The following is a 13,938-nucleotide window of genomic DNA, read 5'->3' as shown; positions in this document are numbered from 1 at the left end:
CCCCCTCATCATCGTCCGCGAGCAGCGCCTCCATGTCCGCGCTCTGCGTCGACTCGTCCTCCGTGATCCGGGAACTGGCGATCTGCGCCAGGCCGGAGGTGGCCCGTCCCGGTCCAGAGGTGCGGCCCAGATAGGTGAGGGCACCGATCGTGAGTGCGGCGATTCCGGCGCGCAGGGTGGCTTCGCGATCGGGGGCGAATTGGGAGGAGTGGGAGCCCGGCACTGACGCGAGTTTGTCGAAGGGGGTGGCTCCGGGGGCGGCGGACCACACGTCGTGCGGGGTGGAGCCGAGGAGCCACATAACGTATGGCACGGGTTCAGGGTCATCAGGGAGCCCGAACGCACCGAAGTCGTCGCCAACCGCGAAAGGTTCCGGCAGGTCGATCACATAGGCGTCGCCGAAGTAGGCCCGGTGGGCGGAGGACACCGCGCGGGTGTGCTGCGCGTGGTTGCGGATCAGGCTGGTCCTGCGGATCTCGGTGACCTCGGGTTCGCGGAGGGCTGCCGAGGCAGCGGCTTCGGCTTTGACTACGCGTTCGATGGCCGCGTAAATCCGGTCGGCTACCCGCTCGTTGAGGCAGCGCGTGTTGATTTCCAGGTACGCCTCGTCGGGGACGAGGTCGGCTTTGGTTCCGGCGCGCACCACTCCCGTGGTGAGGACCGCCATCTCACTGGGGTTGACTTCGCGCGCGACGATGGTCTGCAGGCGTGTGATGATGGATGCGGCGATGACCACGGGGTCGACACCGGTCTGCGGCTGGAATCCGCCGTGGCCCGGGCTGCCGAAGATCCGCACTCCCACGGTGGTGGACATGCCGAGGATGACCCCGGCCCGGTGGGCGATCATTCCGGCGGGTTGGGGGCCGACCCGCTGGGTGAGGACGATGTCGGGGCGCCCGAAGCGTTCGTAGAGACCGTCAGCGAGCATGGCCTCGGCGCCGTCCAGGGTCTCCTGGCCGGGCTGTGCGACGACCATCAGGGTGCCGCTCCAGTGTTTCCGTGAACTGGACAGCAGGTCTGCTGTCCCGACCAGGCAGGCGGTGTGCGCGTCGTGGCCGGCGGCGTGCATGATCGGCGTTTCTTGGCCGTCGGCCATCGTCCCGCGGGCGGTACTGGCGTAGGGCAGACCGGTCTGCTCTGCGAGGGGCAGGGCGTCCATAGCGCAGCGGAGCAGCACGGTCGGTCCTTCACCGTTGCGGAGGATCCCGACGACCCCGGTACCGCCGATCCCGGTCGTGACTTCGTACCCCGCCCGGGACAGCCATTCGGCCACGGCTTGGGAGGTGCGGTGCTCCTGATGCGACAATTCAGGGTTTCGGTGCAGGTCAACGTAGAAACCCTCGACGAGGGGGAAAATCTCGTCGACGAGTCGCATGACCTCGCTGCCGTGTTCCGTGACACGTCGTGGATCGACCGCCTGCGGCACTACTTGCCACCGCCTTCGTTATGTCGGTTCGATGGAACGGACCGTGGTCGGGCCCGGCGGAACGCACGCGACCCGCAACGATTGTTGCCGCCCACGTCGGGAATCTCAACACGCTTCCCGGGCCGGCGGACGTGCGCGCTCCGGTGCTCCGCTCCTGGAGTCGAGGGGAGCCGGGTGGGGAAGACCGTGTCCCAGCAGCCCATCTCTCCAGCTTTTCTCGCCGGGCTTTCCTGAGAGTCCTCTTATCCTTCTCCCAGAATTCTCTCGGGATTACTGTCTGTCACAACAAGTGCTGTGCTGTCGAACCGCTTTCTCCCGCAGCCTCCGTTGGTGATCGTTCTCTCGGAGAGCGTGTGGTCCCAACGCCCTTCTTTCCTACGACTGCCGTACCTGCCGCAGCACGCCAGCAACGCGATTCCCGGTTGGAGAATGCGAAATTCCCCCTCGTCGCTTTGATGGTGTTCGGCCCCGCGATCGATCCGATCTGGGGAACCCCTTGGTGAACGCGGTCTCCACGCGGGTCTACGCGTTCTGCAGGCCCGCGTCCATCCTGATCAGCGGCTACCTGCCGCAGCGGTTCGACGCTTCTCCGCGGCGAGTGGAAAAACTGGTGCTCGGGCTGGCTTCCCCTACCTGATCTTCTGGGAGGGCACGTGCTTTGGGCGCTCGTGGTGGGCCCGAGATTTCCGACGGCCCACTGGAGCCGGCGTGGCCCCTGCGGTTCCTGGTGGCCCTGTCTGGCTGGCGGTTGCGTGTTCCCGCGGGGCAGCGGCTGCGGTGGCCGCTCACCACAGCGGTAGGGGTCTCTGTCGCCGTGGCTTCGCGGAGTTGGGGGACGTACTTGGCCTGGGGCGGATGCTGAGTCTGCTGCCGTTCTTCGTGCTCGCCCTGCTGCAGCCGAGGCACTTGTCCGCGCTCACGGTCGTCGTCTCGCTGGTGGCGGCCGTGCCTGCGGCGCACTACGTGGACTGTGCGTGGTTCTCCTGGCGGTCGAGCCTGGTCGACCGCGGTATCGACCCGTTGGGGCTCGGACTGCTGAGCCGGTCCGGCTGCATGCTGGCGGCTCTCGCCCTGACGCTGGCCCTTCGGCCGGGATGAGCTGGCCGACAGGGCTCTGGGATGGCGGTCAATACCGGCCCAGGGCTGGCGCTGGCCTTTGTCCTCTGCCTGCCGTGGGTCAGGGCGGTGGTGCGCCCGCTCGTCGAACCGGACGCCTCGTGGCTCTTGCGGCCGTCTGCTGCGGAGCGCTCCCGTGCGGTGGAGCGGTCCAGCGGCTCAACGGTCCGGAGAGGCCGGTGAGGGCCCTTCCGGACCAGGAAACCTGTCGGGGTCAGCTGGCGGCGGCGTTGGCCTCGGCCTCGGCAGCAGCGGTCAGCTGCCGGATGCCGGCTTCGAAGACCCGGGTGTCCAGCCACAGCTTGACCACCAGCACGGCCTCGAAGAGCATCAGCGCGGCGCCAGCGAAGACAGAGACGGGAATGATGAAGTGCGGCCACGGGGTGAACAGCGAGACGAGAGCGGTCAAAGGTGCCACGATGCACACGAACATCTCGAATTCGATCCCGCTGAACAGGTGCGGACGGACCCGGTGGCGCAGCAGCGCTTCCCGCAGGCGCTGGTAGGTGCTGAACCTCGTGAACACGGGCGCCATCGAGGAGACCACGCCCTCTTTTTTGTCGTCCTTGGGCTGCTGGTGCTGGGGGAAGACGGTCGTCTCGGTCTCAGTGCTCTCCGCGTCTTCGGCGGCCCCCGGCTCGTTCTCGCTCTGCTCAGGCTGGTCGTTCTGCTGGCCGAGCAGCGCGTTCAACCGCCGCCGCATGGTGCGCCGGGTCTTGGCGATCTGCGTGCCGTTGAGGTAGCGCAGCAGGTCGAAGAAGGTGAGCAGCGGCGCGAGCAGCAGGTAGGCGATCTCTCCGGTGTGGACCCACTGGCCGAGGAGCAGGGCCATCATGCAGGCGAAGAACCGGATGCGGTCGAAGACGAAGTCGACCCAGGCCCCGAACACCGTACCGGTGCCTTTGAGGCGCGCGATCTTGCCGTCCATGCAGTCGAGCACGAAGCTGAGGTGGAACAGCAGCGCTCCAGCCACCAGCCAGGGCCATGTCGCCTGAGTGAAGCACGCCGCCGCCCCCAAACCCAGGAGTCCGGCTCCGAAGGTGAGCTGGTTAGGGGTGATGGAGGTGTGGTTGGCAGTCCAGACGACCAGCCGTCCGGCGAGCGGATCGACCAGGAACACCGTCCACCAGGCATCACGTTTCTTGTACGTGCGCTCCTGGATTTCAGCAAGCGTGAAGGCTGTCATCGTCTTGTGTTACTCCTGTAACGGGGTGGAGAGACTCCACATCGGGTGGACGCCCCCGGAGAATGCGAGGACACGTTTTCCCGGGCGGAGTGGTGGGACGGGAGATCCGATGGTCACCGCTCTGCCGGGATGACGGTTGGCGAACCATAATCTGAAAAAAGTGAGAGGCGTGACGTGGGAACAGGGTCGCGTCTTTCACCAAGGCCGCCCAACATCGAAATCGAGGTGGACGTGCGCTTTCTCAACGACCAGGTGCCCACCCACGACCTGACCTACGGCGATGTGTTCATGGTTCCCCAACGTTCATCTGTAGGTTCCCGGATGAACGTTGACCTGACATCGCATGATGGTACAGGTACGACTATTCCTATCGTAGTGGCGAACATGACAGCGGTTGCCGGTCGCCGCATGGCCGAAACCGTGGCACGCCGCGGTGGTCTGGTCGTCCTACCCCAGGACATCCCTACCGATGTGGTAGCGGATGTGATCCAGTGGACAAAAACCCGTGATCTGGTGCACGATACGCCGATCACTCTGGCGCCGACGGAGACGGTCGGCCACGCGCTCAACCTCTTGCCTAAGCGGGCGCACAACGCGGTCATCGTCGTCGACGAGGAACGCCGTCCCATCGGTGTCGTCACCGAGGCGGACTGTGTGGGGGTGGACCGCTTCACCCAGTTGCACGAGGTGATGTCCACCGAGTTGCTCACCCTCGCCGCGGGCACCGACCCGCAGGAGGCGTTCGCCATCCTGCACGACTCCCGGCACCGCCTGGCCCCCGTGGTCGACAGCAACGGGGCTCTGGTCGGGGTGCTGACCCGCACCGGGGCGCTCCGCGCCACCCTCTACCGGCCCGCCGTGGACGCGCAAGGACGGCTGCGTGTCGCCGCCGCCGTGGGCATCAACGGCGATGTGGCGGGCCGGGCAGCGAAACTCCTGGAGGCCGGGGTGGACACCCTGGTTGTGGACACTGCGCACGGCCACCAGGAGAAGATGCTCGAGGTGCTCCGCCAGGTGCGGGCCCTGGACCCGCAGGTGCCGGTGGTGGCGGGCAACGTGGTGACCGCTGAAGGGGTGCGCGACCTCGTCGAGGCCGGCGCCGACATCGTCAAAGTCGGGGTGGGGCCGGGGGCGATGTGCACCACCCGCATGATGACGGGGGTGGGCCGTCCCCAGTTCTCCGCCGTGGTGGAGTGCGCTGCCGCCGCCCGGGAACTCGGCAAGTGGGTCTGGGCTGACGGGGGGATCCGGCACCCGCGTGACGTGGCGCTCGCGCTGGCCGCCGGGGCGAGCAATGTGATGATCGGCTCCTGGTTCGCCGGGACCTACGAGTCTCCCGGGGATGTGCTGCGGGACTCGGAGGGACGGTTGTACAAGGAGAGCTTCGGCATGGCCTCGGCCCGCGCGGTCCGGCTGCGCACCGCGGACGATTCGCCGTTCGAGCGGGCGCGTAAAGCCCTGTTCGAGGAGGGCATCTCTTCTGGGCGGATGTACCTGGACCCGGAGCGCCCCAGCGTCGAAGACCTGATCGACATGATCGTGGCGGGGGTACGCAGCGCGATGACCTACGCTGGCGCGGCGAACTTGGCGGAGTTCCACGAGCGCGCGGTGATCGGAGTCCAGAGCGTCGCCGGGTACAACGAGGGCAAGCCGGTGCTGCACGGCTGGTGACCAGGGCTGGGGTGCGGCTCCTGGGTGCTCAGGGGCTGCACCACATCACCGCCCCAAATCCGACAAACGGCACTTTCATTACAAAAATACTTTTTTGTCCTTGGTGCAACCTGTTCTGCCTACGCTGCCTCTAAAGCATCGGGGGCTTACATCTCGGGGGACACCTGCGGAGCGGCACCAAGGACGGGATTCAGTGGTCTACCAGGCTTCTTCTCCACCACGGCATCGACGGTTCCTTCCCTTTCTCATCGTCGCCGTTGTCGCGGTCCTCGTCATCGCCCTTGTGCGGTGGGTGGCGACCGGAGCGAAACTGCCCTCGCTCGCCCAGTTCGGATGCCTTGGGGACGCCATCTCCCTGACCGTGGCGTCCTCACCGGAGAAAGCCGGGGTGATGCGGCAGCTCGCCGAGGACTACAGCGGCACCCGGATCGACGAAGGCTGCGTGGAAGTCTCCATCGTCGAACAGTCTTCCGGGATGACCATGGACGCCCTCGCCGCCGGGGAATGGGACGAAGAGGAGTACGGCCCCCGCCCCGATGTGTGGTCGCCGGCAAGCTCCGGCTGGGTGGAGATCACCCGGCAGCGGGTCACCGAACAGGACCGCGCCTCACTCATCCCGGAAGAGACCCCCTCGATCGCCAACTCCCCCCTCGTCATCGCCATGCCCCGGCCGATGGCTGAAGCGCTCGGCTGGCCGGACAAGGAGCTCGGCTGGGTAGACCTGCACGACCTTGCGGACAGCGAAGCAGGATGGGGATCGGTCGGCCACCCCGAGTGGGGCGAGTTCCGCATGGGCAAGACCAACCCCAACTACTCCACGTCCGGGCTCAACGCCACCGTCGGCACCTACTTCGCGGGCACGGGTATGGCCTCCGACCTCACCGTCGACGACATCAACTCCAGCCAGACCCGCGCGTTCGTCAGCGCTGTGGAGCGCTCCATCGTCCACTACGGCGACATCACCATGACGTTCCTGGCCAACCTGCGCCGCGCCGACGCGGAAGGGCAAGGGCTCACCTACGTCTCCGCGGTGGCGGTGGAGGAGATGTCGGTGGTGCACTACAACCAGGGCAACCCCAGCGGCGACCCGGCAACCGCGGAAGACGCCGAACCGCCGAACGTGCCGCTCGTCGCGGTCTACCCCAAAGAGGGCACCCTGATGTCGGACCACCCCTACGTGGTCCTGGACTGGGCGGACGAGCCGAAGCGCGCCGCTGCGGCGGCTTTCCTGGACTACCTCCTCAGCGACGAGGCGCAGCAGGTGTTCCTGGACAACGCGTTCCGGGGGCACGACGGGCGCACCGGGGACCTGTTGACCGAGGAGAACGGGGTGCTGCCCGCAGAGCCGGTCGAGCTCTCCCTGCCGTCGGCGAACGTGCTCAACGCGATGCTGGAGAACTGGGCTGAGCTCCGCAAGCCCGCCAACGTCCTCCTCGTCATCGACACGTCCGGCTCGATGCAGGAATCGGTCCCGGGCACGGGAAGCACCCGCCTGGAGCTCGCCAAGGAGGCCGCTATCACGTCCCTCGACGAGTTCTCTGACAGCGACCGCGTGGGGCTGTGGATGTTCAGCACCGACCTGGAGGACAACGGGCAGGACTGGCGGGAGCTCGTGCCCCTCGGCCCGCTCGGCGCCTCGGTCAACGGGACACCCCGCCGGGAGGAGCTCGCGGAGCGGATCTCCAACCTGCCGCCAGGGGGCGGTACCGGCCTCTACGACACCGCGCTGGCCGCGCACACGCTCGTCGCCGAGCACAGCCGGCCGGACGCCATCAACGCGGTTGTGTTCCTCACCGACGGGAAGAACGAAGATCTCAACGGCATCAGCCTGGAGAAGCTCCTCGACAGCATCACCCCGGAACCCGGGCAGCAGGGGGTGCGGATCTTCACCATCAGCTACGGCGAGGACGCGGACCTGAAGACGATGACTCAGATCGCGGAAGCTACCAACGCCGCGGCCTACGACGCCTCCGACCCCCAGAGCATCGACGAGGTGTTCGAAGCAGTGATCTCCAACTTCTAGCGGCGGGATTCGGAGGGGAACAGAGAATGCAGCTACGGAAGTTCGCCAACCCGTGGTGCCTCCTGTGCGGCGCGGTGGCGGGCGGGCTGGCCTGGGCGGTGACCCTCCCCGTCTGGGCAGCCTTCGTGATCGCCGTGATCATCTGGTTGACCGCGGTGCTCGTGTTCGGCTTCCTGTTCCCCACCGCCCCGTCCGAGACGGAGCTGCCCGCCGACCCGGTGGCGGTCGACGCCGGCTGCGCCCGCCGCGCGCACGCGGCCGCCGTCTCCCTGCAGGACGTGGCCGCACCGTTCCTGGAAGGGCCGCTGGGGGACCGGGTTTCCCGCATCGTCTGGCGGGCCGGTGAGATCGCCGCGTCCATTGACCACCTCGTCCGCCGCAGCCAGGAGCTGTCCGCGCTGGTCCACAACCTGGCACAGCATCCGCACTCCCGGGGACGGGCACGCTATGTGGAGTCCCGCCACGCCGAGATACGGCGCCGCATGTACGCGGCGACCCGGGACTTGGAGGCCGCGGTCCCCCGATTCTTGGCTACGGCCTCCCCTGGGGCCGCTCCCGATGTGGCCGCCCTGGACCGGCTTGCTACCGATTTGGAAAACATCGGCTACGGCGTGGACATTGGTGAGAGCATGGTCACGGAGATCTTGGGGCCGGAGCCTCCGCGCACCCCGCAGGCGCCGGCGAACTGACCGCAGCCCATAGCCATCCGACCGAGCTTTCGGACCACGATCGATGGATCGCTACTACCCTCTCCTGCCTATCGGAATCGGCCTGTGCTCCCTCGTGTGGCTGGTACGGGACATCGTCGCCGCGTGGCTGCTGGGGCGACGCGGCGAGCGAGCCGAAGGCACGATCGTCGGCTATGCCGAAACCAACAGCACCTCGCGGATGATCGTGCGGTTCCGCACCGAAGAAGGGGAGGAGGTCCTGGCTCTGCACGACAACTCCTCCTGGTCGGCTGCCCGCTACGGTGATCCCGTCACCGTCTCCTACGATCCGGATAACCCGCAGCGGGCTCGAGTCGTCGCTGCCCCGTGGTTGAGCCTGTGGCCCCGCACACTTTTCCTGACCGTGGCCTCAGGCATTCTTCTGATCGGCTGTTTCCTCGGTTTCCTCACCTGGGGATAACCGCGCCGACGGCTCGGCTCTAAGATCCCACCGCAATGGCATCTCATCCGGTTCTTCGGTTTTCGTCCGGAATGATCACCATGGAGTTAGCCGAACGCGGTACGATCCTTGCTGGTTTCCTTACCCTTTGACCGCTTACGCGCTTCAGCACACCGCGCCGCCCTCTCTCGCACAGGGGGTGGCCCTCGGCTCCGGCCGTCATCGCTGTCACAGTATCCGTCGGCCTTTTCCCCATGTGTGCTCAGCGGCCCCGGTCCTCTAGGAGAGCAGTGCAGGCAGCCAAGAAGAAGCGGGCTCCCCTGATCAAGACCCGCCTCCGCAGAATTGTCCTCGCTCCGGTCTCGGCGTTGGTCGTCCTGTGGTTGATCGGTAGCGTCTACCTGGCCTACGGGACGGTGGTGCAGTACGCCTACGTCCAGGCCAACGACCGTCTCCTTCTCCCCTCGGCCCTGGCACTGACCGCGGTCATGGATGAGCGTTCGGTGACCATGGCCTACCTGGACCGCCCCCGAGAGACCCGGGAGACCCTCCTCGACGTCCGCGCAGACGTCGACCAGCGCATGGGCAATATCCTCGACGAATTCCGCGGCCTTTTGTCATTGTCCCCCGAGAAAGTCCAGAAACGCATCACCTACCTGGACGAAAAATTCGAGGAAATCGGCGAGCTGCGTGCCCGGGTCGACCAGGGAAACATCGACCGTGAAGAGGTCGAGGAGTATTACAACGACCTGGTCATGGCGGGTGCCGACCTCTTCGACGAGCAGGCCCGGTCCGTTCCCAGCCCGGAGGTCGTCGGACCTTCGGTCAGCGCTGTCTCCATGTTCCGTGTCGTCGACGCGCTCGCCCAGGCCGACGCGAAACTCTCCCGCGGCTTCGCCACCGGCGAGTTCTCCATGGACGACCAGCACGAGTTCGTGGCGCAGGTCGGCGCATACGAATCCATGCTGGAAGCGGTCGACGACTATCTTGGCCCCGAGCCCACGAACATGCTCGCGTCCCTGCGGGACAACGAAGAGTACGTCCACCTGCACGAACTCATCCACGAGATCGCCAACCGGATGATCACCACGGAGTTCGACCCCTACACCGGGCAAGAGGTCGAAGATTTGAGCCTGCCGGTGGACGAAGCCGAATGGCGGTCCGCCTACCTGCCGGTGAAGGACGCCCTCACCGAGATCGGGGCCAGCCAGGCGACCTGGGGTGCGCAGGTGCAGCGCTCGGACGCCAACCAGTCTCTGCTCATCGCGGTGCTCGGCTCGCTCGGGGTTGCCGCGCTCACCGCGACCGTGCTGGTCTACTCCACCCGGTCGTCGCAACGGCTCGTCGACCGTCTCGTACAGTTGCGCGACCAGACCCAGGAGCTGGCGGACAAGCGCCTGCCTGCGCTGATGGACCGTTTGAAGAAGAACGAGCCGCTCGACTCCGAGGTGGAGGTCGAAGCCGAGATCCTGCCGCTGAGCGAGTCCGAGGACGAGATCGGCGAGGTGAGCCGTGCCTTCACCGCCGCCCAGCGCACGGCGGTCGAAGCCGCGGTCCGGCAGGCGCAACTGCGCCAGGGTGTCAACCGCGTGTTCCTCAACATCGCCCACCGCAGCCAGACCCTGGTCCACCGCCAGTTGCGCATCCTGGACAAGCTCGAACGCGAACAGGAGGACCCGGAGCAGCTCACCGACCTGTTCAAACTGGACCACCTCGCCACCCGGGCCCGGCGGAACGCAGAAAACCTGCTCATTCTCGGCGGCCAGAACCCTGGACGCACCTGGCACCACCCGCTGCCGCTCATCGACGTGCTGCGCGGTGCGATCTCGGAGTGCGGTGACTACTCCCGGGTCAAACGGCAGCGGATCGCCCCGGTCTCCGTGCAGGGCAACGCGGTCGCTGACGTCATCCACCTCGTCGCCGAGCTGGTCGACAACGCGACCACCTTCTCCCCGCCGCACACCAAGGTCCACTTGCGCGCGGACCGGGTGCCCAACGGGGTGACGATCGAGATCGAAGACCGCGGCCTGGGCATGAAGGACGACGAGCTCGAGTCGGCCAACGCGATGCTGGCCGATCCGCCCGAGTTCGACGTGATGCGTCTCAACGAGAAGACGCGGCTGGGCCTGTTCGTGGTCTCCCACCTGGCGCGGCGGCACCACATCAAGGTGCAGTTGCGCACCTCCCCCTACGGGGGTGTACTGGCGATCGTGCTGCTGCCGGCAAACCTGATCGTCGACGAGCAGCCCTCCCCCCTCCGCGGCGCCAACACGGACGGCGGAGAGACGGGCAGCGGGCTGCCGCAGCGCGGGGTGCGCACCCCGGCCCTGCCGGCTGCGTCGCCCACCGGTGCCCCGTCCGAGGAGGCTTCCGAAAGCGACGGGGACATGCTCACCACCCCCTCGTCCTCCCAGGCGCCCGCCCAGCCGCCGAGGTTGCCCCGGCGGATTCCTGGGGTGAGCACGTTCCCTGAACTGGCCACCGAGGGCGCGGCCCGCCGCCCCACTCCTCCTGCCCCTTCCGGTTCCTCTCCGGCTGACGCGCCGCAGCGTCCGCAGCCCGCCGCCACGGAGGGCCGTCCTCCGCTGCCGCGTCGCATCCCCCAAGTGAATCTCGTCCCCCAGTTGTGCGACGACCCGACTGAAGAAACGGCTTCTTCCCCTGAGACAGGGCCATCCACCAATGACATGGAACGTCCAACGCGTCTCCGGCAGACCCTGACCGCATTCCAACAGGGCACCCGCAAAGGACGCGAGGACGGTAAGAAGCTGCTGAACGACACCGAGAAGGATGCACAGTGACCGACAACGCACCCCGTGATCTGGACTGGCTGCTCGACGAACTCGTGGAGCGCGCGGTCGGTGCCCAGCACGCGATCGTGCTGTCCGCCGACGGGCTTCCCATCGGGAAGTCCAAGGACATCACCACGGAGGACGCCGAACACCTCTCCGCGATCGCCTCAGCATTCCAGAGCCTTGCGCAAGGCACCGGACGCCAGTTCAAGGGCGGCCGAGTGCTGCAGACCGTCGTGGAGATGGAGCACGCCTACCTGTTCGTCACCGGGGCGGGCAGCGGCGCCTGCCTGGCAGTGCTCGCTGGGGAAGGGTCCGATGTGGGGCTCATCGCCTACGAGATGAACGTCCTGGTGGAACAGGTCGGCCGGTTCCTGGAGTCCTCCCCCCGAAGCACCGCAGAGTCACCAGCCCACGGTCAGACGACCGCGGCCTCCACGCGATAGCGGAGAGCAACCATGTCCGATCGGCGCACGCCGGACAAGGCTTCCGACGGTCCCGGCTCTCCGGTCAGGCCTTACGTGATGACTGAGGGCCGTGAGGCAACCAACACGGTCCAACTGGACATGATCAGTGTGGTCATCTCGGCCCGCGGCGAGGTGGACGAGCTGTCCTTGGAGCCGGAACAGCTTGCCATCCTCGACCTTTGCCAGCGCCCCTTATCAGTGGCAGAGGTCGCGGCACGCCTCGACATCCCGGTGGCCGTGGTCAAAGTGCTGATGGGAGACCTGATCGCGCGCGGCTACATGCTGGCCCGCGCCCCGTACACGATCCAGCACCCGGTGGTCGGCCGGGACGTCCTTCAGGCGGTACTCGATGGCATCCAACGACTCTGATCGCGGTCCAACACTGCTCCCCGCGGCGCTCAAGGTTCTCATCGCGGGCGGGTTCGGCGCGGGGAAGACCACGATGGTCGGCTCGATTAGTGAGATCACCCCGCTGAGCACCGAGGAGGTGATGACCGAGGCCAGTCTGGGGGTGGACGACCTGTCCGGCGTGGAGAACAAGACGACCACCACGGTGGCGCTGGACTTCGGTCGGATCACCATCAGCCCTGAGCTGGTGTTGTACCTGTTCGGTACCCCGGGTCAGGAGCGGTTCTGGTTTATGTGGAACGAGCTGGCTGCCGGGGCGCTGGGTGCGGTGGTGCTTGCCGACACCCGGCGGTTGGAGACGTGTTTTCCCTCGGTGGACTTCTTCGAACGGCGCGGTATCCCGTTTGTGGTCGCGGTGAACTGCTTCGACGGGGCCGCCGTATACCAGCCGGAGGAGGTCCGCGACGCCCTGAGCCTCGATCCGCAGATCCCCGTGCTGCTGTGTGACGCGCGGGTGCGCGAGTCGTGCAAAGAAGTGCTGATCACGCTGATCCAGCACCTCCAGTCCAGGGCGGCCAGCACGGTGTGATGCTTGGTGGTCGCTGATCGCATCAGCGACCACCCGCACCCCATCCGTTGCTTTTTTCACATTTTGAGCTGGTTCATACAAGTTTTTTAGGGGTATGAAGAAGGGTTGATGTGCCGCGGGGCTTTGGAACAGCCCCCGGAGACGGTACACAACCGCCCTGGAGACACCCCCCGTGAAACGCTTCGACTGGTATACCGAGATCCACCGGCTTGACGCCGAAGCCGACTGCCGTCGGATCACGGAAATCCTCACCACGCACGAGTTTCCTTGGGACATCGAGCAGGCGTTGAGCCTGGCCCTCTACCGCACCTACGCCGTACCGAGCATCGGGCAACTGCTCGCAGAGACCCGAGAATTCCTCGACCGCACCCAGCGCCGCTCCGACGACACCGCCCTCATCCTCACCGAGATCATGCGGCACGGTTTCGAACCGGGACGGGGGCGCGATGCGCTGCGGCGCATGAACCAGATGCACCGCTCCTACGACATCAGCAACGACGACTACCTCTACGTGCTCAGCACTTTCGTCGTCATGCCGGTGCGCTGGATCAACGACCTGGGCTACGGCTGGCGTCGGCTCACCGAGCACGAGATCACCGCCAACACCAACTACTACCGGCTGCTCGGCAAGCACATGGGGATCAAAGAGATCCCTGAAACCTACGACGAGTTCTACGAGCTGTTCGACTCCTACGAGATCGCCCACTTCGGGTACAGCGAAGGAGGCCGGGCTGTCTCCGATGCCACGCTGCGGCTGATGGTCGATACCGTCCCCCGCTGGCAGCAGCCGGTCTTCCGGAAGTTCACCATGGCTCTGCTGGACGACCGGCTCATCCAAGCGTTCCGCTACGACCCGCCGTCACGGTTCTGGCGCACCGCCGCGCACCTGGCGATGCGGCTGCGGGCCAAGATCGTCCGGTTCATGCCCCCGCGGGTGGAGCCCTACCGCATCGAGAACAACCCGAAGATCAAGAGCTACCCCAACGGCTACGATCCGCGGCGGATCGGCACGTTCCCCAAGGGATGCCCGGTGCCGCACGACATGGTCACCATTGAGATCCCCGAGACGGGTGCCCGCATCCCCGCTCCCGGGCAGGAACTGGCCCCGCAGGGGCAGGACGCGCGCGCATAGTCTGAACCTTATGGCCGGAAGCGGTCGGGCGGCAGACGGCGGTCTTGTGCGACTCTGGTAGGGATGTCCCCAATAGGAAGA

13 protein-coding genes are annotated in these 13,938 nt (G+C 66.5%); 11 read left to right on the top strand and 2 right to left on the bottom strand.

Translation table 11 applies throughout. The features are described 5' to 3' along the window. Positions 1–1,375, bottom strand: a 1,375-nt coding sequence (locus tag TF1_RS13195; RefSeq protein ID WP_255266186.1) for an amidohydrolase, incomplete at its 3' end; no start/stop codon positions are given. A gap of 550 nt (positions 1,376–1,925) precedes the next feature. On the opposite strand from TF1_RS13195, the gene TF1_RS16180 reads away from it, so the two are divergent. Both TF1_RS16180 and TF1_RS13190 read left to right on the top strand, forming a co-directional pair. After that, complete coding sequence (locus TF1_RS16180) at positions 1,926–2,063, top strand: hypothetical protein (RefSeq protein ID WP_016189136.1); 138 nt, start codon at positions 1,926–1,928, stop codon at positions 2,061–2,063. A 191-nt stretch (positions 2,064–2,254) separates the two neighbouring features. Then, on the top strand, positions 2,255–2,524 hold the full coding sequence (locus tag TF1_RS13190) for a hypothetical protein (protein ID WP_152436263.1): 270 nt from the start codon (positions 2,255–2,257) through the stop codon (positions 2,522–2,524). Between the two features lie 232 nt (positions 2,525–2,756). Here TF1_RS13190 and TF1_RS13185 read toward each other — a convergent pair whose 3' ends face one another. Beyond that, entirely contained in the window at positions 2,757–3,728 is a 972-nt protein-coding gene (locus TF1_RS13185; RefSeq protein WP_011292862.1) for a CDP-alcohol phosphatidyltransferase family protein, read from the bottom strand. A 231-nt stretch (positions 3,729–3,959) separates the two neighbouring features. On the opposite strand from TF1_RS13185, the gene TF1_RS13180 reads away from it, so the two are divergent. From TF1_RS13180 to TF1_RS13140, 9 genes are all read left to right on the top strand, one after another. Then, positions 3,960–5,399, top strand: coding sequence for a GuaB1 family IMP dehydrogenase-related protein (locus TF1_RS13180; protein ID WP_016189138.1), 1,440 nt, complete (start codon positions 3,960–3,962; stop codon positions 5,397–5,399). A 193-nt stretch (positions 5,400–5,592) separates the two neighbouring features. Continuing rightward, positions 5,593–7,422 (top strand): VWA domain-containing protein, encoded by a 1,830-nt coding sequence (locus tag TF1_RS13175; RefSeq protein WP_011292864.1) that lies wholly within the window; start codon positions 5,593–5,595, stop codon positions 7,420–7,422. Positions 7,423–7,448: 26 nt separating this feature from the next. Beyond that, positions 7,449–8,111 (top strand): hypothetical protein, encoded by a 663-nt coding sequence (locus TF1_RS13170; RefSeq protein ID WP_061783934.1) that lies wholly within the window; start codon positions 7,449–7,451, stop codon positions 8,109–8,111. Between the two features lie 43 nt (positions 8,112–8,154). Next, entirely contained in the window at positions 8,155–8,550 is a 396-nt protein-coding gene (locus tag TF1_RS13165) for a DUF3592 domain-containing protein (RefSeq protein WP_011292866.1), read from the top strand. Positions 8,551–8,819: 269 nt separating this feature from the next. Further along, entirely contained in the window at positions 8,820–11,330 is a 2,511-nt protein-coding gene (locus tag TF1_RS13160) for a sensor histidine kinase (protein WP_061783933.1), read from the top strand. Then, a complete protein-coding gene (locus TF1_RS13155; protein ID WP_011292868.1) occupies positions 11,327–11,767 on the top strand; it encodes a roadblock/LC7 domain-containing protein in 441 nt (146 codons plus the stop codon). The genes TF1_RS13160 and TF1_RS13155 overlap by 4 nt, the downstream gene beginning before the upstream one ends. Before the next feature lie 12 nt (positions 11,768–11,779). After that, the gene (locus TF1_RS13150) at positions 11,780–12,157 is read left to right on the top strand and encodes a DUF742 domain-containing protein (protein ID WP_011292869.1); all 378 of its coding nucleotides are present in this window, start codon (positions 11,780–11,782) and stop codon (positions 12,155–12,157) included. Next, positions 12,138–12,725 carry a GTP-binding protein gene (locus TF1_RS13145; protein WP_011292870.1) on the top strand — a complete coding sequence of 196 codons (588 nt, stop codon included), beginning with the start codon at positions 12,138–12,140 and terminating at the stop codon, positions 12,723–12,725. The genes TF1_RS13150 and TF1_RS13145 overlap by 20 nt, the downstream gene beginning before the upstream one ends. 172 nt (positions 12,726–12,897) lie before the next feature. After that, positions 12,898–13,857, top strand: a complete 960-nt coding sequence (locus TF1_RS13140) for an oxygenase MpaB family protein (RefSeq protein WP_016189142.1) — start codon at positions 12,898–12,900, stop codon at positions 13,855–13,857. Positions 13,858–13,938: the final 81 nt, after the last annotated feature.

Source organism: Thermobifida fusca NBRC 14071 = JCM 3263, from assembly GCF_001592045.1.
Classification (GTDB): Bacteria; Actinomycetota; Actinomycetes; order Streptosporangiales; family Streptosporangiaceae; genus Thermobifida; species Thermobifida fusca.
The sequence above is the reverse complement of the archived record's forward strand: the minus strand, read 5'-3'. Positions and strand labels throughout refer to the sequence as shown.

What these genes read in the sequence shown, in the direction of transcription:
- TF1_RS13185 (WP_011292862.1), bottom strand. Translation starts at nt 3,728, where the DNA reads ATGACAGCCTTCACGCTTGCTGAAATCCAGGAGCGCACGTACAAGAAA.
- TF1_RS13170 (WP_061783934.1), top strand. Translation starts at nt 7,449, where the DNA reads ATGCAGCTACGGAAGTTCGCCAACCCGTGGTGCCTCCTGTGCGGCGCG.
- TF1_RS13165 (WP_011292866.1), top strand. Translation starts at nt 8,155, where the DNA reads ATGGATCGCTACTACCCTCTCCTGCCTATCGGAATCGGCCTGTGCTCC.
- TF1_RS13150 (WP_011292869.1), top strand. Translation starts at nt 11,780, where the DNA reads ATGTCCGATCGGCGCACGCCGGACAAGGCTTCCGACGGTCCCGGCTCT.
- TF1_RS13145 (WP_011292870.1), top strand. Translation starts at nt 12,138, where the DNA reads ATGGCATCCAACGACTCTGATCGCGGTCCAACACTGCTCCCCGCGGCG.